This is a genomic window from Desulfobacter curvatus DSM 3379, from assembly GCF_000373985.1.
GTDB classification, from domain to species: domain Bacteria; phylum Desulfobacterota; class Desulfobacteria; order Desulfobacterales; family Desulfobacteraceae; genus Desulfobacter; species Desulfobacter curvatus.
Window position 1 is genome coordinate 1 of sequence record NZ_KB893110.1, and the last position, 24,571, is coordinate 24,571.

The following is a 24,571-nucleotide window of genomic DNA, read 5'->3' on the forward strand; positions in this document are numbered from 1 at the left end:
CGATGCCTTCTGAAAGAAGGAAAGGCGGAATTTTCCCAAAAAGGAGTGGGCGGAACAACTTCGGCCGACCTTTTATTATTTATGCGTCAGCACTGCCTGAATGATATTTCACTTGATAAACGGTACGGAACCCTTTGTGGTTATACACAAAAAGAATTAACGGTTGTATTTGATCAATATTTAAAAGATGTTGACCTTAATCTGCTTAAATTGTGGTACAATGGCTATTGCTTTTTATCCGACCCGGTTTACAACCCCTTTAATATTCTTCTTTATCTGGATAGGAAACAGTTCAAACCCTATTGGTTTGAATCTGGAACTCCTACATTTTTAATTCACCTCATCAGGGAAAAAGCCATTCCCGCAGCATTTCTGGAAAAAGTCAAAATTACGGACACCTTTATGGGAAGCTTTGATGTTGATTGTATTGAGCCGTCCCCCCTTCTTTTTCAAACCGGCTATTTAACCATAAGAAAAACCATACCTTATCCTGGAGGTATTTATTACAAATTAGGATTCCCGAATCATGAGGTCAAATATGCATTCAATGATGCTTTGCTGGCTGATTTAACCCGGGCCGGCCAGGAAAAGGATCAAACCCAATTGAACATGCTTGATATTCTGGCATTAAATGACCTGGATAGTCTGAAACAAAGTTTTTATTCCTTTTTTGCATCAATTCCTAACGACTGGTACCACAAAAACGATCTTGCCGGATATGAAGGTTATTATTGTTCCATTGTTTACTGCTACTTCACAGCCCTATGATTGGATGTAAGGGCAGAAGAAACAACCAACCACGGTCAATTGGACATGGCGGTTCTTTTTAATGAAAAAACATGCATCTTTGAATTCAAGGTAAACGAACTCACAGATTCTTCACGGGCTCTGGCACAGATCAAAGAAAAAAAGTATCATGAACAATATACCGGCAGAGAAATTTATCTTGTCGGCATAGAATTCAGTAAGGAGGGCCGCAACATCACACGGTTCGAATGGGAAAAAATTTGAAAAAATACCTATTGTGAATAGGCCGTTTCAGGGAAATCATAAAAGATCTCCATAAATTGTTCGAGTCCCCCGCCTGGAGTGGGGGACTATAAAATTAATCAAGCAATAGATCGTCACCGCCAATACTCCAGCTATCTTGGATTCGGATCTCTCCATCTATATCCTCGGAAAATTCAGAAGATAAATCCAGTCCGGAACCGACTGCAATTGAATCAGGCTGAAGGTGCAAGTCAATCTGTTCGTCAGTGGTAGAGGTAAACAATATATCATCAAGCGTCATGTCAATCAGATTTCCTGTGGTGTCCGAAGATATATTGTTTGAAAAATAATCCTCATCAATATTGGTAAAACACTCTGTTGCCGTACCTGATTGGTAACAAATATTGTTTGTAATTGTTAAACCGTTATAATATTTGCCTCCAACAATTCCACTGAAACTACCATCAATGTATATGCTGTTGTTATATATTTCATGGTAGTAGCGGTCATTTGTTGGTCCGCAGTCAATGGCACCATAGGCTGAGTAAAATGAGTTCTCATTGATGAAAAAATTATTGTACACCTGAATTTGTTGATAGTCCCCCAGATAAAGATGGCGGTATCTGGCGTTAATGACAATATTGTTTTTAAAAATAGACTTTTTTCCGCCCTTTTGCCAAGCACCCAGTTCTACGTGGGAGCCATTACCCATGAGATTAAAAATAATTCCATCCACAACAGTATAGTCGGCATGGATTCGGATGAAATCGGTTAGTTCAATGGCAAATCCGGTGTAATTGCCATTGGCATCTTTCACCATACCGTTGTGCCGTTCTGCCGGGGGCGTATATATATTCAAGTGATGGCTATCATCCGTTGTCCAGCCTTCCAGAACAAACGAATCTGAAAGGCCGTCAGGCCAATCATTATAACATTCAATGTCGATTTCCTTATTGGAGGCGACCAGATCCTTTTCAACGTATTCGAATTGAAGATCGGATAAGGAATTATAGCATGGGCCTGGGGCTGTTGAGCAATTTGCTTTGATTTTTACCGGGCAATTCACCACACCATCTGCGTCCGTATCCTCATCTGGAACACCGCATCCACAGATTCCAGGTTCAGTTTTCAAAGGATCGTCGGGGCATAAATCAGTCCCAGTCCCGGCAGAGCTTTCCACGGAAATGAACGCTTCTTTGGTTTCCATATCCTGCTGACCAACATCGTTTGTGACTACCAGCGAAACCGAATAGATTCCGGCATCGTTATAAACCGCACTTGGGTTTTGACTGGTACTTGTGGAAGGCGTTCCTCCATCAAAAGTCCAGAACCAGGAGGTTGGATTATTTGTAGATAAATCGGAAAAGTTCACTGTCAATGGTGCCGTACCTGAAGATCGGTCGGCTGTAAACGCCGCAACAGGAATATCTCCGGTACAAGCAATGGTTTCAGTGGTTGGATGGGTGATTCCACCATTGCAAGTCATATTTGTTTTCGTCCAGGTGCGGACAAACGTCCCGTTTGTCTGACATTCTCCGTCAGAGTAAGACCAGTCGCTTTCCGTGCATTCAGAACAAACCCCGCAGTCATCGGGACAGGAGATGCATGTTTCCCCCTCATCACAGACATTGTCACCGCAGGGTGCCATATAATTGCAGCTTTCAGTGAGGACCGGATTGCCTCCGGAACATCCCTCAGGCAATGACGCAACAATGGTTCTGGATCGGTTACCGCCGGATTGACATTCACCCCAGTCAGAATAAACAAACTCCGTACAAATGGGAACCGACTGGGTGACGATGCTGTAATCCGTGATGCCGGCAATCTGTTCTGCGGTTAAGGTCCGACCCCACATTTTTACTTCATCAATGATACCGTTGAAGAAATAGGCGAGGCCGCTTTTTGCTCCGATGAGAAGGTTATTGGCATTATCCTTACCGGGTACTGATTCGTAACTACCTTGATATACACCGTTCAGATAAAAATCTGTAGATGTGAGATTGCGAACAAGGGCTATGTGCAGCCACTCGTTTTCGCGGTCATGCAAAATATTTTCAACCCGGGGATACCCGGTTCCGCAGGCGTATAAGTTATCCCAAGCATTATACATGCAAATAGTATTGGTTCCCCCGCCATTGTTCTTACTGACTATATAACTTGAGTTGTACCAATCCTTATTTGAATAGACCCATGCTGCGATGGTAAAAACAGGCGTACTGAAATAGTCATTGTTCATCACCTCAATATAATCATCAACACCATCGAAATAATAGGCTTTGCCAGAAACTCCATATCTGTCGGCAGTCAATGTCGGCTGGCTCTCTCCTGAAGTACTGCCGTGGTTACCCAGACCGGAATCATCGTTCATGTTGCCGTTAAATTTCATGTCCAGGATAACACCGTTGATACTGTCCGGATCATAGACGAAAACGGGTTGAATCGTATGATCACTGGTGATTCCTTCCAATATATAAGTGTTGACATATTTTATGTCTGTAGAATCACCATCAATAAGGATGTCGGAAACCACATACCCATCATCCGGTGTAATCGTAAATGTGCGGGAATCACCATCCTGTGCATAAACCGTCCCATCTGGAGAGATGGTCCCGTGGTCACAGACCTTGGCATCTATTTTGTGGACCGGAACATCCGCCTCACTGACTTCCAGAATGAAAAATTTTGAATACGAACGTCCATGGCTGTCCGTCAATTTGATTTCCACGGTATTTTTCCAGCCGACATCATTTGGATCCGGAATCCACTCAAAAGTGTGTACATGGAAAACGGTACTGCCTTTCATGTCTTCTCGCTTAATTCCGGTATCTCTGGATATGTAACCATCCGGTGCGTTGATGAATTCCACGGTATACGAGTCACCATCCTCAAATTCATCAACGTCACCGGCATAAAATTCAAAATAGAGACGCTGCCCGACTTCGACAAAATTGGTCTGATGGTTGCTCATCGAAGTACCGTTTTCCTTGTACATGGCTGAATATATATACGGCGCCCGGTTTTGATCCTGCACGGTAATTGTTACCTGCTCGGTAATGGTTTGTTTTCCGTCGGTGGCTGTGATGGTTATCGGATAAGTACCGGCCTCATCATAACCCGGTGTCCAATTAACTGTTGGCTTCACCTCAATACCATACCCCGGCAGATATGTATGATCATAACCGTTGGCAAGAAGCTCTTTGAGGATAAGTTGATCAGCTATTTCGTTAATATAATATTCGATATAAGTGTATCCTTTATATCTGTTTTCCGTGCCCTGTATATCACTGCCAGCATAGGTCAGCACAGATTCTCCGTGCTTCACAATTATGCCTGCATCCGTTGCATCGTTTGGATTCAAACCGTGAGCGGTTTCCCAGTTGTCGGGCATTCCATCGTTATCCGAGTCAAGGGGCGCTGTTCCTGGGGACAGGCCCTCCATAAGTCCACCCGTCGGCATTTTTTTGCCCCAATGACCTGTGCGATCTTTAATGTCCTGGACATTTCTCCGGGTGACAGCATCTTTCGGCAAAGCACCGGCATGGGATAGGACCAGACCATAAGCAGTCTCGGCGGTCTGTGTCGTGACCCTGGCCGCAGGATATTCATCTTGAGCACGATATTCACCTGCACTGGAATAGGTGGTCAGACCGATTCGGATTGAACGATCAAAAATATCGAGGTAGCCAGAAGGATCGTCGTACATATCAAAATAGCTGCCCCCATCGTAAATCAAGGCGCGTCCCAACTCAATCCAAGGCGCCACCCACACCGTGGAATCGTTGAGTTTAGGGTCGTTAGGGCCGGCTTTGAAATAATTTTCGGCATAATTGACTTTAAACAATTCTCCAGGTCTCTGATTATTCTCAGTTACAGGATGAAAGATACCGGCTGTGGAAAAGTTGTAGATCACATTGTTTCGATGATCCAGCACTTCCACACCGGAAAGAGGCGCTCGTCTGCTGTGATGGGCAAAAAAATTATGGTGGGTACTTAAATTAACAGCATCATAACCGACGATCATGCCATAATTATGAGTTGGTTTTTGAAGGGGGGTGGTTCCATTGTCATGCTCCTCTTTATTGGAAGCAAGGTCGCCGTCAAGATCATCCTCTGGGCGAATATCTGTGAGGTCATTGATATTGTCTGTTGAATCGGCATCAATCACCTGCTGTTCCCACCAGTCCAGCAATCCGTCACGGTCTGAATCGTATCCCGGGTCCCACGCCGGATCGTATTCTGAACCGGCAACCAATGGATTGGTTCCGTTGTGGTACTCTTCGATATTGGTTACCCCGTCACCATCAAGATCCCCGTCCGCCACAACATCTAAAATATAATCATCGATATCATCGGTGGTGCTGAAATCAAGTACTTTGGCCTCCCAGAAATCATACATGCCGTCTTCATCTTTATCGATGTATACTTCCCAAGGCCCCCCGTATCCGGCAGACTCTTCGATTCCGCACCATTGAACCGAACCATGGTCCAAATTGGATAAGTCAAAATTTTCATCGTTTCCCCAGGCACCGGATACATGATCAAGGATCGTATTGCTTCCGTAAGCAGAGATGCAGTCACCGACACCGTTGCGATGATAGGGTGTCCGGATACGTAAGAACCTGACGACGGCATTATCTGTTGCTTCGCCACCGTCACCTTTGGTCAGACTCAGCTGCCCCTCAATTGTAATACCGGCTCCCGGCGCCGTCTGGGCCGCAATGGTGACCGGGGCATTTTCCGTATAAAGTCTTGCAGATTTAGGAATAATCCATCCACCAAATGGTTTTGCCCCTTTAATAACACCACTCACGTCGAAAACAATAATGCGCGGGCCATCCGTCATCAGGGCTTCGGCCAGACTTCCCGGCCCCTCCCTGTTCAGATTGGTGACTTTAATCACTTTCCCCCCACGTCCGCCTGATGCTCGGGCTCCAAATCCTTCGGCACCAGGAAACGCGGGGATGGGATAGAACGTCCGGTCATCCGGCAGGCCGGTAACCGTCCATTGGACATCCGGCCCGAAACCCGAAGGCGGAAGCAATGAAAAATCAAGCATCTCTCCTTCGCTGACAGTCAGCACGTCATCCATTTGACCCATTGTGTAGGTTGGGGTGTCTGCATATAGGTTTGAAGTTAATATAAAGATATAAAGCGCCGTAGCCAGACTTTTCAAAAATTTTTTACAAAACATACTTTACCTTTAATCGTAATACATTGAAAACCTGTGCCAATAAACTCGAATGTTCCGTGTTTTGTTTATATGACAGTCTCAATAAGTTATTAAATTACTTTCATGCTTTGTTGTGGGTGAGCCTGGATGCTGATAAATCAGATCAGCCCATGTCTGTTATTGTGGAAATAGCTTTTTTTTTCTTATGCGCCGGATCATTACCACTAAAAAACTAAAGACCAAAAGTCCCCCCGCAATCGTCATCTGCATGGGAAGACGGCCGGATTTTTGAGACGGCTCAATCCATTTTGCTTCAGGGAGGACTATATCCTCAAAATCAGTACCATGGTTCCATGGGGTGTAGGCCCTGGGCCCGACATTCTTCAATTTATCTGACTTTGATCCGATCCGCATTTCTACCGTCCCAAAATTAAGCAAGTCAGGATATACATCATATATTCCGTTAAGTTCCATCGTAGGCAGATCCGGTTTTTTATCTGATTGAAACCGATACCATGCATTTCCTGAAAAAGAAAAGGTTTCCGGCTGGGTATTGGGCCCGATGTTAAAAAAAGCCCGGACGCGTCCATCGGTCACCACCATGTTGGCCTCGAAAAAACCTTTCCGGCACAAGATAAAATGACTATTTTTTGTTTCCTGAAGAATTCGGCCGACATATTTTTCCGGAAGGTAAAAAATATTATGATGCACATGGGAATTGCGGCTGGTCACCCATGCGATGTGCGCCTCTCCGCCGATGAATTTGTTTCCCGCGATAATTATGTTCTCAGCTTCAAAATTTGTATTTTGGGGTCTAAAATAAGGCTTCCCTGTATTTCCGCCTATGCTGATGGTTCGTTCTCCACAATTGATAAACGCATTATTCTCAACCAAAACCCGGCTGGAACCGCCTTTAATTTGTATGGCGTTTTTGGTTCGATATCCGGGTACCCCCTCAAAAGTGCAACCCTGAACAACCCCGTTATGGCATCCCACAAAGTCAATGCCTGAACCTCCCCATCCCTGCATTCTACAATTTCTGACGACAAAATAATCCACGCCTGACATTTTGATGGCATCTATATTCCCTGTTTTTCCTATCTCACTTATTTGAAGATTTTCCAGAATGATATGATGAGAAGGTTGCGCATAATTACCTCCGTCATCAATATTGATTCCATTGTCGGAACGTCTTTCGATCCTGATGTTTTTTATCTTTACATATCCTACCCGGCTCATCTTCACAGCTCCGCCCCGGCCTTGAAACACGGGAGGAAACTCAGGATCGTTTCCGGCAATCACAATGGGGCGCTCTTTTGTCCCCTGGGTGTTCTTAAGGCCAAAACCACCATCATAAATCCCTTGGGTAATTAAAATTTGGTCGCCGGGTTTTGCTTTAGAAAGAGCAGACCTGAGAGAGGTGAGATCAGACACCTGGATTATTTGATCCCCGATTTCGGAATTTTGATCATCCCCATCAAACGCATTTGCAGACACAATCGAACTTGCCCCTAACAATAGGAGAGAAATTATCTCTCCCCAAAAAAAGAAAGTTTTCATAGGATCACCTCTTTATTTATGATACCAGTTTTTTATAGACCTTGATAAAATGTCGAGGCCGAATTTTTTTTAAATCCTGCAGGTTCAAATGGGAAAGCACCGGCAAAACCTTGTTCACCCGGAATGCCTCACGGTCATAGGTTGTCTGTGTCACTCCCGAATCCAGAAGACGGTTGGCTTTTGCAATACATTTTTTCCCCCAACCGGTTTTATCAATTTTGATACAAACACCGTCATCATATACGGGGACCTGTTCCGCGTTGAGTAGGCGGTCTTTGCTGAATTCACACATAAATATGCAACCAACCCGCTCAAATCTGTTCCAGTTCAGATAGTCTCCGCTGTCCCAGTAGACATGACTGGACATAAAATTTCCAAGAGAGTAAATCACAGGCATATTTCCGACCATCTCCATGCCCTGAACCACATGGGGATGATGTCCAAGCACCAATGATGCACCGGCATCGGCAAAAGCCTTGGCCTGGTCCATCTGGGCCGGTGAAGGAATCCGAAACCGCTCCATGCCCCAATGGGGAGAAACAATGATATGGTCCACTGTCTGTTTTAATTCATTTATTCGACGGCACACCTTTTCGGTTTCAAGTGGTGTTACGCCGCTGTTGCGTTCCCCTGCAAACCGGTCTATCCCACTGGATCTGTCCACGACGCCTAAAATGGCCAGTCGTATTCCTTGAATATCGTATACAACCGGTTCTATTGCCTCGTGAATGTTTAATCCTGCCCCGCACCACCTGATGTCGATGCCGGACAACATTTCCCTTAAACGTATGAAACCCTGATCATAACAGTCAAAGGCATGGTTGTTTCCCAGGGAGACACAGTCAATTCCGGACTGTTCAAGAGAAAGAATCTGAGGTTCCGTTGTCAGCACCCGGGGTTCTGTGGGAATCTTTTCATCCCCTTCAAGAGTGCATTCCAGATTGGCAACCACCAGGTCACGCGACTTAAAAAGGGATTGAATTTCATCAGAGAGTGCTTCAAGGCCTCTGCCAGGCTGGTCACTGGACCGGGCCGTCAACAGAAGATCTCCGACTGCAGCAAATTGTATTGTTGTATTTTTCATCTATACTCGCATCTCGACATTTTTCGGACAAAGTCTGACCACGGCACCTAGGCAGCCCCCTGCTGCAAAGCAATAAATATCTGTAGCAGAGGGATATCGCGATGCAAGAAAAAGCTGGCCGCCTTCCTGAAGTATACCAAGAACAGCACAAAAAAAAGCTGCCGTCCACATACCGTAACCGGCCTGTTTAAACCACCCAAATCGTATCTTTAACAGATATACCAGTATGGCCGTCAAAAATATACTTTGAACAAACAATCTGGCATGGTTCAGGGTTGCTCCCATAGCATAGTCGTATAAGGGAAGTAGTTTTAAAACAGACGGCAGCCTTGCTGGTATCAGTTCTATACGCCAGTTAAAATCAAAAGGAAACCATGCAAGATAAAAAATATATAATAGTATCAGGGCAATCCCCCAATTTAATTTCTCAATATTTTTCCGTTTCCCGGATAAAAGTCCTATTCCCAATCCACCAATACACCCCAGCCATCCTGAAATCACATTGGCAGCATTAAAAAAGCGGGACACAATGAACAGTTTCCCCACTTCAAGAGATAAACAAAATAGGCTCACAACAAAAAACGCCTGGGCTAACCTTAAAAATCGAAATTTATTTTCCAGGCAAGAACTGAAAAGCAGGGTCAAACACCCATAAACCAATCCGACTTTAATCACCCACCAATGCCAGGGATGAGCTGCAAATCCCAAATCCAGAGAAAAAAGAGACCTTTTAAAATTCCGGCCCACTTGTGTCAGCAGAATCGTGGGCATAAACGGAGACAGTGCATCTGCCGCCATCAATCCGGCAAGTATCAGAGCGGCGATGACTACTGGCTTTCTCTGCCAACTGTTTTTCAACCAGTTAATGCCGGAAATCCACACCTTTTTTCCTGCAACCAACCCCAAACAACTTCCCGCTGTCCCACTAATGGTATTCAACAGCCAGTCAGAGCCGCTCGCCACCCTTGAAATAGTAAATATTTGGAGCATTTCGATAGAAAAACTTATTAGAAAACAAATAATACTTGACGCTATCAAAGAAAAAAATGAATTAAAATTCGATAACCTGAGGCGAACAGTTATCATCCACCCCAAAGGTGTATATAATACCAGATTGCTGAGCACATCGGAGCCGCTGATCCTGGCTCCCGGATTGAAAGGCCAATAACTCCAGAATAATCTATATTGCCCGCTCCAACTACTTTCAAACGAAAAATCAAAGGGCATTAGGCTGGCATAAATCAATAATATTGCATATCCCGCCCCCAAGACTGATAGCAATGACACATGAAATCTATCGTAGAATTTACACATTAATTTATTTTAACAGAAATTAGTTTTTTCTTTTTGTTTGAAACTCGTTAATACTAATGTATCATTAATAATTTTGCCAGATAGTTGAAAAAGACCGCCTTTTGTTTAATGCGTCAGATTTATCAACGGCGATTGCGTAAAAATTATGAATGTTATTTTCAGGCGTTACAATCCATTCGTAAGGAGGATTCTGTATTGCCGACAAACCTTTGCCATCCATGAATAACTGCACATAATTTAAACCGGAACGATCTTTTGAATTTACGATAATTTTCAACTGATTATTATCGGATACAATAGGAGATGCCACCTCAACAAAAGGAGGAAAGGTATCTAAACTATCTTCTGTTGTGATTTCCAAACAGCACTCTTTATTGAATTCGACCTTAATACCATTTTCTTCAGTTAGTTTTCCCCCGATAAAAAATCTTTCACCATTTTCATCCGTCATTACTGCCTTTTTAATCTTTGGCCCCCACCATTTCAATTTAATAACGACAGTACCACTATTTTCTGATACAATTTTATAATTGTTATCATTCACTTTCTTTGCATAAACTTTTGAATCTGAAACATTTTGAGCCAATAGGCAGGAGCTATCCCGTATCGCCCCAAAGGTTTGAAGTCGAGGCTCAATCTTTAATTGTCCGGCCTCAATTATGCCTCCCGAAGATAGGACCGGTGCCCATTCATTAAAAGACAATGTTACACCTGCTTTTGCTGACTGTGTTGAAAAACTGGCTACCGCCCAAAAAAGACCCAAATTTTTTACTGGGAACAATGTCGCCGCCCAATCTTTTGGAAGATTTGTAATCCGGATTTGATTTGCATCTGATCTCATCTGCTTTAAATCAGGTGTATTAGCATTCGGTTTTAAAACGGCTGCTATTTCTATGATCAGATCCCCCTCATTTACTTTTTTCCTCAAAGGAGACGCGTAAACCACATCCATTTTGTCAAGGTAAGACTCTGTCCGCGCCCAATTTTGACCAATTCTCCGGGCACCAGAAACAATCTCCTCTCCTCCTGTAAACAGTAAACCTAATTTGTTATCCAGACACCACCAGTTGCTCTTAGCGTCATTTAAAAAAGGAATCTGTTTCTTTCCATGTTCATAACTTATTGGGCGAGAAGTTACAAAATTATCACGTTGGTAAAATGAAACAGGGAGGCCGGAATATTTTATAAAACCATCTTTTTTGCTCCATATTTTTAAGAAAGTTATGGAAGGCCCTCTGTCAAAACAAAAAAAGGCCTGCTGTTTTGTTGCTAATTTAGAACTAGTTTGCCCAATAGTTGAAAATCCATCATCAGACAACTCTTTTTCCATTCGTTCGATTTTTGGTATATCAAAGCGGCCAAATGATAATATTGCTACAGACATTGCAGAAAAAACGAAAACTCCTGAAAGAAAAATAGAGTTGATGACGATGGATTTTTTATTAGAAATAAAACTAATGATTATACCGCCTGACAAGACCATAACGCTTGCGATCCCAGCAATTTGAATTCTTTGGATATTTCTTATTGAAACAAGGCGCAAATAGAATGGTTCCAATGTTTGGCTATGGAGTTGCAATACTGTATTTAAAACTAAAAAAAGAAAAATAAGAAGGAACGCAATTCTTAAAAAAGTGCGATTATCTGGTTTATTGAACAACATAAAAAAACTTGAAATGATAATTATGGCAAATACCCATACAGCACTAAAAATTGATCGAAAATTTAAAAATTCAATCCAAGGAGTCCTTATCATAAGAAAGATGGATACAGGTATGATTAGCAAAGAAAACATAAAACTGTTTGTTACTTGAGTTATAGGCACCTCACGTGCTGGGCTGATTTTTTCTCGTTGCCATACAAAAATACTTCCACCCAACATCCATAAAATGCCCCAGAATGCCAAAATAAATCTAGGTATAACCGCTCTTGGAACTTGCAATGGCAAAGTGAAAAAGAAATCAACTGCACCAATGAACAATAGAGACTGCAAAAACAGGAAACATAAAAAAGTAAAAATACGAAGCTGAAAGCTGTTTTTCACGGTAAGATACGAGGCAATCGCACAGCTGATAGAACAGACGAATAATACCAAATAAATAGACAACGGGCGATGTTCTAAAATAGAACCACTCAATGAATCAGATGTATTATAAATCAAAGGTTTTTTTAATCTAAGCGGAATAACCTGTCCTCCAGCCCCTGAAGATTCGGGTTCTCCATGATCACTTCCCCAAACAAAACTGGTCCAAGAATTGTGACCGCGAAAAATGATTGCACGAAGTGTGTTGAAGTAGTGGCAGCCATTCAAATTTTCAGCAATGCCTTGTTCAACTTTTATGGGGGGATGCAATTCGTGCATAAGAAATGCCATAGCAGCTTTAGCCCATGAACCGCGATGATAATCATACTGACCAATAGCCTTAGTGTGCTCTGCCAGAATATCGGCAGCATTTTTTTCTAGTTCTATTGACGTAGAATCGTTCTTTATTATGCCGCCATAACAAAAAGCCAATAATCCGGCACCATAAGAACTGTCATATTCTGGGGATCGTAGATGGTTGATCACACCAGACTTAGTCGATAAAATCATGGCATATTTATAGACTCCATCAAACCCGTTGCCATTGTATGTATATGTTTCAGGCACATCCAATCCGGTTAGTTTTGACAGAATTTCAACATAGGATCGACCCTCAAAGATTAGATCAATTCCGTACCATACACTTGGATGGTTATGATGGAAGCTTGAATAGTCAGAGTTCAAGTTGGCACCGGAGGCTATGGATTTAACCTTCTTACCTTCTACAATTTCATCGGAAACCAAATCGTTAACTGTGCTGACCATATCAATTCCGGCACCTGTAATAAATTCCCAGTATTTATCATTATCCGGATGTTTACTCAGAAGAAATGCAGCCCCAATAGTGCTGCTTAAATCTTGTTTAACCTGATCATGGTTACCGTTTCCTTTTGGGGTTGATGAGCGTGTCAATCTCCCTTTAATCCCAGTACCGGCGAACACTTTGCCGAGCTGGCTTCTGGTTTCTTTTGTCAAATCAGGCCAAATCAACGCTGCCCCCACACTGAGATAGCCTAACAAATCCTGTCGTAGCCCCCATTTTCTGTGCCATTGCTTTCCATCGCGAATATCATCCCTTGCCTCAGGAAGAAATGGAATTGGTTCTGAAACATAAGAACTAGTTAAACAGATCCATCGAATGGTTTTCACAAGGTGATCAAAAATTATTTTTCTACTATAATGACCTTGTCCAAAAAATTCTTTAGGAGAATATTTCAGGAGGACGGCATAGCTCAAAACAACCTGACCATTGCCGGGGATAATACAAAGCGTATGATAGGATTCGTTTCTTGGGTGAGTCCAGTTACCATAGTCTCTGAGATCAAAAAAACCCGTATTCGACGTCGAAGAGGTTTCTTTATAGAATGGTTCAAAACAATCTACCCCATTTTCTAAAATTTCAAGATACTTATTTTTTAATTCATTTTCTGATGAAATAGCTTGTGTCGTATTTATAAAAGGCAATAAAATTATAAAAAGCACCATAAAAGTACTGTTTTTATAATTTAATAGTTTACCCATATTTGAAACCCCATTACCAAATGGTTTACATTTTTGTAATTATATGCAATTCAATGCCGAGCTAAAATTAAAATGCTATTTATAGTTCAAGGAATTACCTAATGAAATTCATTATAGCTGTTGACTGCGAAGGTCCGGCCTGCGTTGTAGGTAGCCCCGGCAAAGCCCTTACCGTTTCCCGGGACTATGCGTTTGCCTGCCGGGAGGCCACCCTTGAAGTCAATGCCGCTGCCCGGGGGCTATTTGATTCAGGCGCAGAAGAGGTCTGGGTCTGGGACAGTCACGGTCAAGGCCTTAATATTTGTATCGATCAGCTTGACAAAAGGTGCATGCTTATTCTGGGAAAAGGATTTGCCCGTCGGTTTCCCGGGCTGGACAACCGGTTCTCAGGGGTCGTAATGATTGGGTACCACGCTATGGAAGGAACACAAAATGCCATACTGGCACATACATACAGCTCAGAGGCTTACAAAAATATTCGGGCCAATGATCGGACTGTCGGGGAGATTGCACTGGATGGTGCTGTGGCAGGGGAGTTCGGTGTACCCGTAATCTTCGTTTCCAGCGACGATAAAGGATGCCGGGAGGCTTTAGCCTTCATGCCGTGGATAGAAACGGTCATAACCAAACAGGGGATGGGAAGGAACTGCGCCTTGAGCAAGCACCCCCATATGGTTCAGGAGGAAATTTACTCAGGTATCTGCCGGGCAGTGAAAGATATACAGAAGACGAAACCGCTGAAATTTCAGTCACCGATCCATCTGGAAATTGATTTTAGAACCGTTTTCCAGACCGTTAAAGCATTAGTATACAGACGCCGGGGATGGTGGCCCACCGGCCCAAAAACAATAGTTAAAGAACTTGGCAGTATGCTGGAGTGGAATTGTTAGGTAAAGGACTGTTCTTTGTAAAGCTGTTCAGCTACTTTACTGATGACCGGCCGGTATTTTCCAGAAGGCGCCGGTTCAATATCGTCGACTATTTCCACATGGATCTTGTCGTCACTGTTTAAACGGGTTTGAGCCAGTTTTCTGACCTGGTCTTTACCGTCTTCAGGGAATCTGGTGTCCACAGCAAGCCGGATTCTAATCTCACCCAGTTCTTCCTGGACAACCTGGAATTTAACAATGCCTTTTACCATTCTGGCGATATAGATAAAAGAATACCCAACCACCCATTTTCCCGTTTTGGTTACAATAAATTCCACAGCTCTGCCGCCGCTTATTTTAACTGAGGACAGTTTTCTGCCGCAGGCGCACTCTTTTTGTGAAAGTGTAACAATATCGCCTGTCCTGTAACGGATTATAGGAAACGCCTTGCCTACAATATTAGTGATAACCAGTTCTCCCTGTACAGCAGTGGGTTCAAGGGTTTCAGGATCAATGGTTTCAAGGATCACCTGCTCATCCATGCAGTGCATGGTCCCCTGTTCGCATTCGTGCCCTATGAGTCCTCCTTCTCGCAACCCGTAAGAGTCAAACACCGGCACTCCGAACGCTTTGCTGATCAAATCACGGTCAACATCCGAAAGCATTTCAGACGTGGTAATAATTACATGAAGACCGCGATCTTTCAACCGGTCAAGATCAATCCCCATGGCCTGGCACATGGAAACCGTCAACACAAAAGTGGAAGGATATCCAAACAGGCATTTGGGCTTCCATGCCATCCAGTGGGAGACATATTGCCGGACCCGTTCCTTATTCAGTTCAAAACCGTTGGATAGCCCGTCATTAATAAGAAAATCCCTGAACTGCTTGATCTTGTCCTGTTTGCTCAATTCCACAGGGGATCCCCAGTAATACATCTCTTTTTCTCCCCTGCGGACACCAACCCATTCATGGCCCCGCATCCTGGCTGCATTGATGTGGGCTTCTCTGCTGGAAGACGTATAGAATTCCAGAGCTTCATTGGTAGAGCCGCTGGTCCGCACTAATTGAACACGTTTACCCTCGTTTCTCCAAACCATCTGCTCTCGTTTTTCACGCAGGGTATCTTTTTCCAATAAAGGGAATTGTTGCAGATCTTTTAATGTCCGGATATCGCCAGGCTTGATCTGCATGGAATCCATGAGTTCTTTCCAATAGGTGGTATGGATATATGCGGCATTAATTAAGGCATTTAATCGATTCTGCTTTAATTCCTCCATTCGGTCCTTTGACCACCATTGACTCTGATTCAATTCATTAAGGATTTGGAAGCTGGGGCGTCCCAGTAAACGCTCCTGTAAACGAAATATATTTCTGGCAATAGCGGGTATCATTATTCAAATTCTTTCATCCGCAGATCACGCAGATTTCCGTAGATAATTAACAAATTTTTTATCGACAGAACCCGTATCTGCGGATACAACAAGTTAAAAAAAGTAGAAATTATTTAATCCCTGGACAACCTTCCGGGTCAATGCCCTAACCGGCTTGTTGATCAGGCTGGGTTTGACTGACTTCGGAGAATATCCCTCTTCTTTGACCATTTTTCCCAATTGAGAAAATGTTCGGTCTGGATACCGTGTCTTGTTATCAGCCAGCCATTTGCAGAATTTTTCAAACCGCCGGGTGACAATCCGGTTCAGTTTTCCACCATTATACTGTTTATCCTTTACTTTGAACAGGCTGAAACTGTGCAGAATCAAAACAGCATCCGCCCCGGCATCACAGATCATCTTTACAGCATCCCGGCACTCTTCAAAGGATGATCCCATCAAGTCCACAGGCTTACTGGGATAGAGTCCGGGCCAGTTTGGCTGGCGAAATCCGGACAAAGCAACCTCAAGCACATCTCCATACCATTTTGAACCGTTATACCTCTCTTTGTCTTTAAACAAGCACTGCCCGCCCACATAGGGAAAAGTATAACTGCTGTCCATCCATATTCCGGCTTTGGGAAGAGCTTTTAGAGTATCGTCAGACGCCCCCATGTTTCCTGCCCTAAAGGCAATAGGGTTTTGGCCTGTCCATGCGGTAAGCTTGTCAGCACCTTCTGAAACCATCTGCTGCTGAAGTTCCAGGGGCAGTTCTGCAATCTGGTCCGTCATCTTGAAGGGCTTTCCCTGGCGCTGGAGACCGTAATGATAGTGACCTGGATGGACATGGAGCTGCACGTCCTGGCCGTGCGCCATCAAATAGTGACAAACCGGTTCTGTCTCTCCCGGATATCCAAGTTCTTCGTTAAATGGTTCCAGAAAAAACGTGGCTTTAACATCATATCGATTCAAAATTTCACAGATCAGCGGGATACCGAATTGCCTGGTACCATATTCCCCCATCATGCCTTTTGACGGTGGGATCGGCTTAAGATCGGTACCCCAGGCCCCGCCCATGCTACACTCGACATCAAATGTAACTAATATACCCGGTTTCATTATTCAAATTCTTTCATCTGCAATGTCCAGATTGCTAACAAGCATTCTTTAGCTATATACTTACCGGCAACTATCTGCGTAAGCTGCGGATATAATCAATGCTTACGATCCTGAGATACCGGATTGCCTATAATATCATGCCCCTGGGCCCCCAGTTTCTTAGCCATCTGAAAAAAATCAACCATAAAAGGCTTAGGATCTCTAAGCATAAACGCATCATCCTTTGTCCAGGGAAAACAGTTCCACAAAAATTTCAAAATAGTCTCTATCTTTCCAAGACGCGTTTGGCCCGGAGGCAATTGATCCCCCCGGATCATACCGATCATCCAGTTGGCGTCCCCACCAAGAATCCTGGATCTCAATCCCAGCCGGTACTTTGTTTTTTTCATTTTTTCTGGCTCAAAATGACTCTGCCAGAAAAGAAAAGAAGTGTTGAAACCTGCCATAATCAGAGTCGGTGTTCCCCCGATAAATCTTGGGTTAATTTCAAGAAAAATGTACTTGTCGGTTTCAGGATCGTAATGGAATTGAACCCCGCCCAATCCTTCGTATCCAATGGCCTTAAACAGCTTCACCGCATCATCAATCAAAGGCTGGTGTCTGCAGCTGATTCGTTGGGTGGTCACCCCTCCGGCCAGGGGCATGTGGTGTTCACCAATATAATCCCCCACCATAAACGGCTCTCCTTTGTACATCATCACCTGAACATGGTCTTCTGCCCCGGGGCAGTATTCCTGAACAATGATGTTATCTGCACAATCCCGAACCTGGTTATAGACAGTCTGGAGCTGTGCTTCATCTTCTGCATAAGCGGCTTTCCAAGGTGCCTGCCCTCCTTGAATGTTCTGTCTTCTGGTCCTGAAAACCAGAGGAAATTTCAATGCATCTTTATCGGACATGAACTGATCCAGAAGCATACCTTTAGCGACAGGAACGCCCAATTTTTGACATAAATCATGCATGTAATCCTTGTCCGTTGCTTTATCGAAAACTTTCCGGGCAGGAGAGAACAGATGCACATCCGGCTCAAATTGATCCCGAACATCTATAAAAACATTATGGTATGCTTCTGCTACAGGCATAATGGAACCTACATCCAGCAATTTGACCAGCTCCTTGATTTCATCAATAAAGCCTGGGCTGTAGGTCGGGGACTCTATGACCCATGCACTGGTGGAGTAGCGGCTGTGAGCCGGCTGTCCATGCTTTGATTTTACAATGGAATGAACCGTCAGGCCGTTCATGGCCAAGTTCCTGACCACCCAGAGTCCCACCTGGGTATCGCCGACAATGGCAAGAACTCTACGCCTTCTGTCATGCTCCTTGATTGTCTCTTTGATAAATGGTTTTACGGCATACATACTAATATTATTTATAATAACCTGTTATATTAATGCGTTATAAATTTATATTCCCGCGTATCGCAGGGCCGATTATTTTTGTAACTTTTATGGGTAGTTTCTTCCATACATTTATTGCTGTTTTATATTTTGGCGTGTCGACATTCATATTGTTCATATTGGAAAATCGCTGATTTCCCATCGGTATGTGGTACCAGAACAGAGGATGAGAGGTGGCTCCCCATTTCTCTTTAAACACATAAGTGCCCCCATCTGGTGACGATCTACCAAAATCAAAGCTTTTAACGCCATTGTCACAGGCATGCTTTAACAAACACCAATATTGAAGTGTATTCGCTCTTAAACTACTAAAACACTTTAAAGAAGACGCCCAAGGATTAAAAATTACTTTTTTGAATTCTATCACAAAAATCCCCGATATGGGGCGCTTGTCGTGATATACCACCCCAATTTTCACCATATTTGGAAATTCTGTGCAAATATTTTTAAATAATTGTTTCGAATGAACAGGAGAACCAAGATCTCGCATATTTACAGCAAAAACTTCATAGAAGTCTTCTATTAACTCACTTGAACCAATTATGCATTTTAATCCTGCTTTAATCGGTTTTTTGATTTTGTTTCTAAACTTTGAGTTAAAGCTCTTCAAAAGAGTATCAGATGATTCCGGCAATTGAAGCACCATTCTGACTTTATGTCCTGCCAGTTTTGTTACAGGAATGATTTCATCCTTTTTGCTAAGGAATTTTCCTTCATCCAAAAAGTTTAGCTGCTTGGATTGACGCAATTCTATAGATTCCGCGTTTAGTTGGCGTCCTAAATCCAACGCAAAATCAATCAGCATTGATTCAACGTTCTCATCATTCGATAAAATACCACTAATGTCTACAAAAGGCAGAGAGACAAGGGAATTACCAAAAAGAATGTGTTTTAAATGTACAAGAGGTAATATTCCTACTATTTTTTCGTTTGAATCAGTGGCTGCCAAATAATAAGTTTTATGACCATATGTTTTCTCAATAACATTTTTCCATCCCGACAGATGATATACATTGGAATCAGGATGAGACAAAACATAATTATCCCAATCTCTAAAAGGAAAAGATTTATACTGTTTAATTTTCATTAACTAATGGTCCTATCCGGGTATCAAGAAAAACTAAATTCACGTTTTGATTGAACGGTTTTAAGTTACCCCAATTAAGTTTGATATAAAGCCTGTTGGAAACCGTTTTACTCTCCAGCTACTTCTTTAAACACCATTTGGACTTCAAGAGCTACCTGTTCCCATGACCGGACCCTGCTATTCTCGAGCACAGATTTAGGATCCCATTTTGTAGACAAAACCTTTTTAATACTTTCTTTTAATGGCTCAACCTGTTTTCTGGGTACAATGCAACCGGCATCAGGAACCGGTAGAATATCGCGCACAGCGCCTACATCTGTTGCGATCACCGGTGTGCCGCAGGCAAGACTCTCCAGAACGGCATTCGGGCAGCCTTCTCTATAGGAGGCCAAAACACTGGCATCAGCTGCACTGAAATACCTGGCCACCTGGTCATATGGTTGGGGGCCTGCAAGTAAAATACGCTTTTTTACACCTGATTTTTTTGCTTCTGCCATGATGGTCTCATGGGTCCCCCCCTGAGCAGGACCGCCTACAAGAACCAGGCATACATTTTCGGGCAAACCGGCAAGCGCCTTAATCATCTCATGGTGTCCTTTGCGATGACCAAGATGAGCCACCGTAACCAATATTTTTTTATCTTCAGGTAGGCCCAGTGACTTTCTGCAGGCGTTCTTGTCTTTGATATTGAAATTTTCGGCATCCACTCCATTGGGAATGATACTTATCCTTGCTGGATCTGCGCCCAATTCAATGGCCGCCTCGGCCAGGCCGCTAGAAACACTTATCACCGCAGATGCCCCCTTCAGAGCCTCAGCACACTGCCGGGCCTGGGAAGGTTCTTTCATGCATTCAAATAGCTTCCCACGTAACGTAATCACATATGGGATCCCAAGATGTTTTGCTATTAGGGAGATAGCGACCCCGTCCGGCCAAACAAAATGAGCGTCCAAGATATCAGCCTGCCGGGCACTACAAAATTTTTTAACCCAGGGCAAAATCCCCCTGGCGTAAAATCGGGCGTCATTGTTCTTAAATATTTTAGGTGTATAAAAAAACCGGGGTCTTGAAATTTCAAGCCCCTTCCAATTTTCATGGACAACCTTTCCACCAGGAACCAGAAAGGGAAACCATGGAATCGGCGAACAAACCTGTAAATCAACAAACTTTGATAGCGCTTTAAGACGTTGAAAAACAAAAATCCCCCAATTGGGATTGACCTTATTGGGAAAGCAATATGAAAAAGAGAGAATTTTCACAACTTAATTATATATACAGAACAACTCTGTTAATAATTTCGATTTATTGGTGGACAGACATTGCCCATATTAGTAATGGATCATCTTGGTGACTATATTTCACTCATGCGTATAGTCTACCGATACCGGTCTCACGCCTGTATAATTGCTGGTAGGCTTTCATCATGCCATCATAGCTGTATTTATCCAAGACACGTCGTCGGCCTGCCTGACCCAGGGCTGTTAGGACTTCCGGTTTTTTTGCCAAATGAAGAAGCGCCTCAACCAAGGCATCCTCGTTTTCGGGAGGGATTAGACTGCCAGCCCTTCCATTATTCAAAACGTTAGGGTGTTCCGCAACTGCGGTTGCAAGTACTGGAACCTCGCAGGCCATCGCTTCGAGAACGGCAAGGGATAACCCCTCGCCGGAGGTGGAGTTGGACACAAACACATCAAGCGAATTCAGAAACCGGCAAGTTTCGTTGATGTTTCCCAGGAAATGCACTTTATCTGTTATTCCGAGCGATTCGGATAGGTTTTCCAGTTGTTCGCGTAAAGGTCCGCTGCCAGCCAGCGCCAAGTGCGCGTCAATTCCTGCGGCATGAAGCTTGGGAAGGGCTTGCAGAACCCCGGCATGGTTTTTAAAAGGCATAAAGCGAGCCACCATTCCGATGAGAAATTCGATACTGGACAGGCCAAATTGTTCGCGCAATTCTTGTCTTGGGGAACTAAGTCGTCGAAACTGTTTAAGGTCTACGCCGTTGGGAATTACATGGATTTTGTTCCTGGGATACTTAACGATATTTGTCATCCTGTCCGCAACTGCATCCGAGACGGCAACGACTTGATTCAGCATTCCCCAACCAGCACGTTGGGCGATAATGCGTCTGCGTCGACGGTCGGTTGTGCTGTGCTCTGAGTGGATTACTGCCGGCACACGTGCCAGTTTGGCCGCAAAGATGCCTTCCAGCAATGTGCCCCATGCATGTGAATGAAGGACGTCAATCTTCCGTTTCCGCAACAGTCGTGCGAGTCTAAAAGGAACCGTGGGGTCGTTGCCGCAATTCTGCCGAACACATAGTAGATCCACACGGTCGGAATCGACTCGGCTTTCCATGGCACCTCCCGGTTGAAGAACACATATGGACGTTGAAAATTGATCTTGTGGAAGATGACTGCATATGTCAATAGCAAGCTTCTCCAGGCCTCCCATGCCCAAGTTCCACACAAGTTGCATAATATTGATACGATTACCTGAAAATCGCCTACCTTTCATAATAAATCTCCAAAATAGTAGAATAACCGAAAACAAGACACCGGACAAACACAGTCGAAATCTTTACCTCTGCAGGCTACAGAAAACGTCCAGCGGCTGAAGTACATAGAGAACAAATATAGGTTCAGTCCGTTTCAACATCATCTTTTGTTGGACTCATGCCGGCGATGCGGACCACCTTTCCCGGGATTCCGACTACAGTGGCGTTGTCGGGGACATCGTGGATTACAACTGAGTTCGCACCGATGCGAACATTATTTCCAATACGAATGGCACCTAATACCTTGGCGCCGACACCGATGAAAACATCGTCTCCAATCGTGGGGCACCCTAATTCACCTTCGTGGCCGATCCGGTTTCCGATGGTCACCTGGTGCTCAAGGGTCATTCCGCGACCGATCACGGCACCGCTGGCAATCACGATTCCGTCCCCGTGGTAGATACGCAGGCCGGGACCAATGGCAAGGGTGTTGATCTCAACATAGGCTTTGAGGCGTAAGTTGGCGATCCACATCAGGGGGAGGTTGCGCAATCTCTTGCGATTACTCCATTGATAATGGCGAAGAACCAGGATGCGGAAGAAGAGCGGTTCCTTCCAGGCCAAGCTAAAGATCTGAAACCAGAGCCGCGCAGGTCCGGACGCAGTCGCCTGCCCGTGCAGTCTCCGGACATCTTCCCGAATAGTATCTAAGTCAATCATGGAAGTTCCTCAAATTAGGTGTCCCTGCCTGAATCTACGATGAAATTGGTGGGACCATACCCAAAATCAGGTCTGCGGTCAACCTTGAAAAGCGATATCCAATACCCAATGAACATCAGTTTCTATCCTCCAATTTTTTCGGAACAAATTTTCAAATAATGGTGCCGAACTATCAAAACTGGATATATCATATATCAGTCCAGTCGATTCCTTTTCATCAATTCGTTTGGGCTTATTCGTTTTTAGAAGAAGTTCCTACAATTCGAGATCTCCAAACCAACAGATCGTCTGAAGAATAAGATTGGAATTCCTTTGCAATAGGTAAATTGGAAATATCTTCAAGATTCCCTCTTCTGTTCATTTCATCAACAACTGAAAAACCACATTCTTCATATATATTTCTGTAATCAGAGACCCTAAGCCGGTTATGATAGTGAAAACTATTATTGTATTTGGTCCATTCTTCATTGGAAAATTTTAAAAAATTAAATACACCTATAGAACCGTCAAAATCTGCGTAATGGTCTGCAAGATCAATCAAATGACACATGATCCCATTTTGTGATGAGATTTTTTTAAACCTTTTAAATATTTTTTTTAATGCCTCAGGTTCTATATGTTCGAGTACACAATTTGATACAAAAAAATCTATTTTATTTTTTGGAATGGACACATTCGATGCATCTCCGACAATTATATCAATATCAAATTTACCCAAGACAGAAACATCTATTCCGCCTTTGCAATGATTTATTATTTCTTTCATTTTTTTTATTTTTTCTTCTCGTGCAAATGGCAATAGATTCTTTAAGTGTCCATTTTCAGCATACCTGGCAAAAAATTTTAGGGTTTCTTGCACTTCATTATCAGAAATTAGAGGCTGTATATCGACAGAATATACATGAGAGGCCCCACATAGCCATAGCCCGATAGGAACGATCGGATGCCATCCTGTGCCAAGTTCTAATGCCGTGAATGGTTCTTTAAAAATTAGAGAGTTTTTCCGGGATAAATTAATATGCTCTGCACATTGCTTCAATTTGGTTTGAAATCTTTTATCATTTAATATTAATCTTTTTGTAATTCGCTTTTGCAAAAATCTATTTAATTTTTTACCGTAAGGAATGCACGATAATATTGATTGCATTAACGCTTTAACTTCCCACTTTTTCATGGCAATGACCTCTCTGAGTTTGAAACTTTTTAGAATCTTTTTTGGGGCTGGACTATAAAAACTAATTAATCAGATTTAACGTTTCTCTTCATGTTCCTTTTGACATTATCATTTCACGCTTGAATAGCTGATCTATCTTGGGATTGAAAATCCAAGTCGGTTTACACTCACCACCAGCCTAATGAGAGCTTTGAATAATTCCCTTTTTTGTAAATTTCAACATTACAACGCTCTGATTTTATAAGGCTATGTTCCCTTTAGATGTTGAAAACCAATTAAAGATAGATGGTTAAAGGTGTTTCCATTTTAGAGCGTCAACGCCTGTTAAAGCAGATTCAAAGCCTTACTACAGCGGTTTTTGACATTATCAGGCATTAGTTTCAACAATTAAAGGGAACATAGCCTTAAAATACAAATCACTTCGCTTGGGCTGGATTTCGATAGCCTTGTTTATATACCTTGAGAGTCTAAAGTTCTTATCGATGAATAGTTGAAAAATGTCAATTTTTATTTTACGCACTCACATTTTAATCAAACAGGCTATAGACAGAGAAATGTACGCGCCCTTAATGGTATGTAAATATTATTTGACATACGTATTTTAATCTATTAT

The 24,571-nt window shown here is 43.1% G+C and carries 15 protein-coding genes and 1 pseudogene; 3 read left to right on the forward strand and 13 right to left on the reverse strand.

Annotation, left to right across the window (positions count from 1 at the left end; all coding sequences use genetic code 11):
* Positions 1-768, forward strand: a pseudogene (locus tag B147_RS29825) (hypothetical protein); the annotation flags it as partial.
* Entirely contained in the window at positions 769-1,011 is a 243-nt protein-coding gene (locus tag B147_RS30715; RefSeq protein ID WP_020589725.1) for a PD-(D/E)XK nuclease domain-containing protein, read from the forward strand.
* Between the two features lie 94 nt (positions 1,012-1,105).
* On the opposite strand, the gene B147_RS30720 is transcribed toward B147_RS30715, so the two are convergent.
* The 5 genes from B147_RS30720 to B147_RS0123920 form a co-directional block, all read right to left on the reverse strand.
* Positions 1,106-6,079, reverse strand: coding sequence for a LamG-like jellyroll fold domain-containing protein (locus B147_RS30720; RefSeq protein ID WP_169400732.1), 4,974 nt, complete (start codon positions 6,077-6,079; stop codon positions 1,106-1,108).
* Positions 6,080-6,337: 258 nt separating this feature from the next.
* Positions 6,338-7,657 carry a right-handed parallel beta-helix repeat-containing protein gene (locus tag B147_RS0123900; protein ID WP_157238016.1) on the reverse strand — a complete coding sequence of 440 codons (1,320 nt, stop codon included), beginning with the start codon at positions 7,655-7,657 and terminating at the stop codon, positions 6,338-6,340.
* Positions 7,658-7,736: 79 nt separating this feature from the next.
* On the reverse strand, positions 7,737-8,804 hold the full coding sequence (locus B147_RS0123905; RefSeq protein ID WP_020589728.1) for a CapA family protein: 1,068 nt from the start codon (positions 8,802-8,804) through the stop codon (positions 7,737-7,739).
* Positions 8,805-10,118, reverse strand: a complete 1,314-nt coding sequence (locus B147_RS0123910) for a VanZ family protein (RefSeq protein ID WP_083927976.1) — start codon at positions 10,116-10,118, stop codon at positions 8,805-8,807.
* A 64-nt stretch (positions 10,119-10,182) separates the two neighbouring features.
* Positions 10,183-13,722, reverse strand: a complete 3,540-nt coding sequence (locus B147_RS0123920) for a hypothetical protein (protein ID WP_020589731.1) — start codon at positions 13,720-13,722, stop codon at positions 10,183-10,185.
* A gap of 101 nt (positions 13,723-13,823) precedes the next feature.
* On the opposite strand from B147_RS0123920, the gene B147_RS0123925 reads away from it, so the two are divergent.
* Positions 13,824-14,612, forward strand: coding sequence for a M55 family metallopeptidase (locus B147_RS0123925; protein ID WP_020589732.1), 789 nt, complete (start codon positions 13,824-13,826; stop codon positions 14,610-14,612).
* On the opposite strand, the gene B147_RS0123930 is transcribed toward B147_RS0123925, so the two are convergent.
* From B147_RS0123930 to B147_RS0123965, 8 genes are all read right to left on the reverse strand, one after another.
* Complete coding sequence (locus B147_RS0123930) at positions 14,609-15,871, reverse strand: phenylacetate--CoA ligase family protein (protein ID WP_020589733.1); 1,263 nt, start codon at positions 15,869-15,871, stop codon at positions 14,609-14,611. The genes B147_RS0123925 and B147_RS0123930 overlap by 4 nt on opposite strands.
* Positions 15,872-16,078: 207 nt before the next feature.
* Complete coding sequence (locus B147_RS0123935; protein WP_020589734.1) at positions 16,079-17,083, reverse strand: polysaccharide deacetylase family protein; 1,005 nt, start codon at positions 17,081-17,083, stop codon at positions 16,079-16,081.
* A 95-nt stretch (positions 17,084-17,178) separates the two neighbouring features.
* Positions 17,179-18,444, reverse strand: a complete 1,266-nt coding sequence (locus B147_RS0123940; protein ID WP_020589735.1) for a carboxylate--amine ligase — start codon at positions 18,442-18,444, stop codon at positions 17,179-17,181.
* 37 nt (positions 18,445-18,481) lie between these two features.
* Entirely contained in the window at positions 18,482-19,570 is a 1,089-nt protein-coding gene (locus B147_RS0123945; protein ID WP_020589736.1) for a FemAB family XrtA/PEP-CTERM system-associated protein, read from the reverse strand.
* A 107-nt stretch (positions 19,571-19,677) separates the two neighbouring features.
* Positions 19,678-20,829, reverse strand: a complete 1,152-nt coding sequence (locus B147_RS0123950; RefSeq protein WP_020589737.1) for a glycosyltransferase — start codon at positions 20,827-20,829, stop codon at positions 19,678-19,680.
* A 103-nt stretch (positions 20,830-20,932) separates the two neighbouring features.
* Complete coding sequence (locus tag B147_RS0123955) at positions 20,933-22,084, reverse strand: glycosyltransferase (RefSeq protein WP_020589738.1); 1,152 nt, start codon at positions 22,082-22,084, stop codon at positions 20,933-20,935.
* Between the two features lie 124 nt (positions 22,085-22,208).
* The gene (locus tag B147_RS29395) at positions 22,209-22,616 is read right to left on the reverse strand and encodes a serine O-acetyltransferase (protein ID WP_157238017.1); all 408 of its coding nucleotides are present in this window, start codon (positions 22,614-22,616) and stop codon (positions 22,209-22,211) included.
* 400 nt (positions 22,617-23,016) lie between these two features.
* Positions 23,017-23,958, reverse strand: coding sequence for a methyltransferase domain-containing protein (locus B147_RS0123965; RefSeq protein WP_020589740.1), 942 nt, complete (start codon positions 23,956-23,958; stop codon positions 23,017-23,019).
* Positions 23,959-24,571 lie beyond the last annotated feature (613 nt).

Bases quoted from the DNA above. Each gene is read 5' to 3' on its own strand.
- B147_RS0123940 (WP_020589735.1), bottom strand. From the start codon at position 18,444: ATGTATGCCGTAAAACCATTTATCAAAGAGACAATCAAGGAGCATGAC.
- B147_RS30720 (WP_169400732.1), bottom strand. From the start codon at position 6,079: ATGGATGACGTGCTGACTGTCAGCGAAGGAGAGATGCTTGATTTTTCA.
- B147_RS0123925 (WP_020589732.1), top strand. From the start codon at position 13,824: ATGAAATTCATTATAGCTGTTGACTGCGAAGGTCCGGCCTGCGTTGTA.
- B147_RS0123910 (WP_083927976.1), bottom strand. From the start codon at position 10,118: ATGTGTAAATTCTACGATAGATTTCATGTGTCATTGCTATCAGTCTTG.
- B147_RS0123920 (WP_020589731.1), bottom strand. From the start codon at position 13,722: ATGGGTAAACTATTAAATTATAAAAACAGTACTTTTATGGTGCTTTTT.
- B147_RS0123905 (WP_020589728.1), bottom strand. From the start codon at position 8,804: ATGAAAAATACAACAATACAATTTGCTGCAGTCGGAGATCTTCTGTTG.
- B147_RS0123965 (WP_020589740.1), bottom strand. From the start codon at position 23,958: ATGAAAAAGTGGGAAGTTAAAGCGTTAATGCAATCAATATTATCGTGC.
- B147_RS0123935 (WP_020589734.1), bottom strand. From the start codon at position 17,083: ATGAAACCGGGTATATTAGTTACATTTGATGTCGAGTGTAGCATGGGC.
- B147_RS0123930 (WP_020589733.1), bottom strand. From the start codon at position 15,871: ATGGAGGAATTAAAGCAGAATCGATTAAATGCCTTAATTAATGCCGCA.
- B147_RS0123945 (WP_020589736.1), bottom strand. From the start codon at position 19,570: ATGAAAATTAAACAGTATAAATCTTTTCCTTTTAGAGATTGGGATAAT.
- B147_RS0123955 (WP_020589738.1), bottom strand. From the start codon at position 22,084: ATGAAAGGTAGGCGATTTTCAGGTAATCGTATCAATATTATGCAACTT.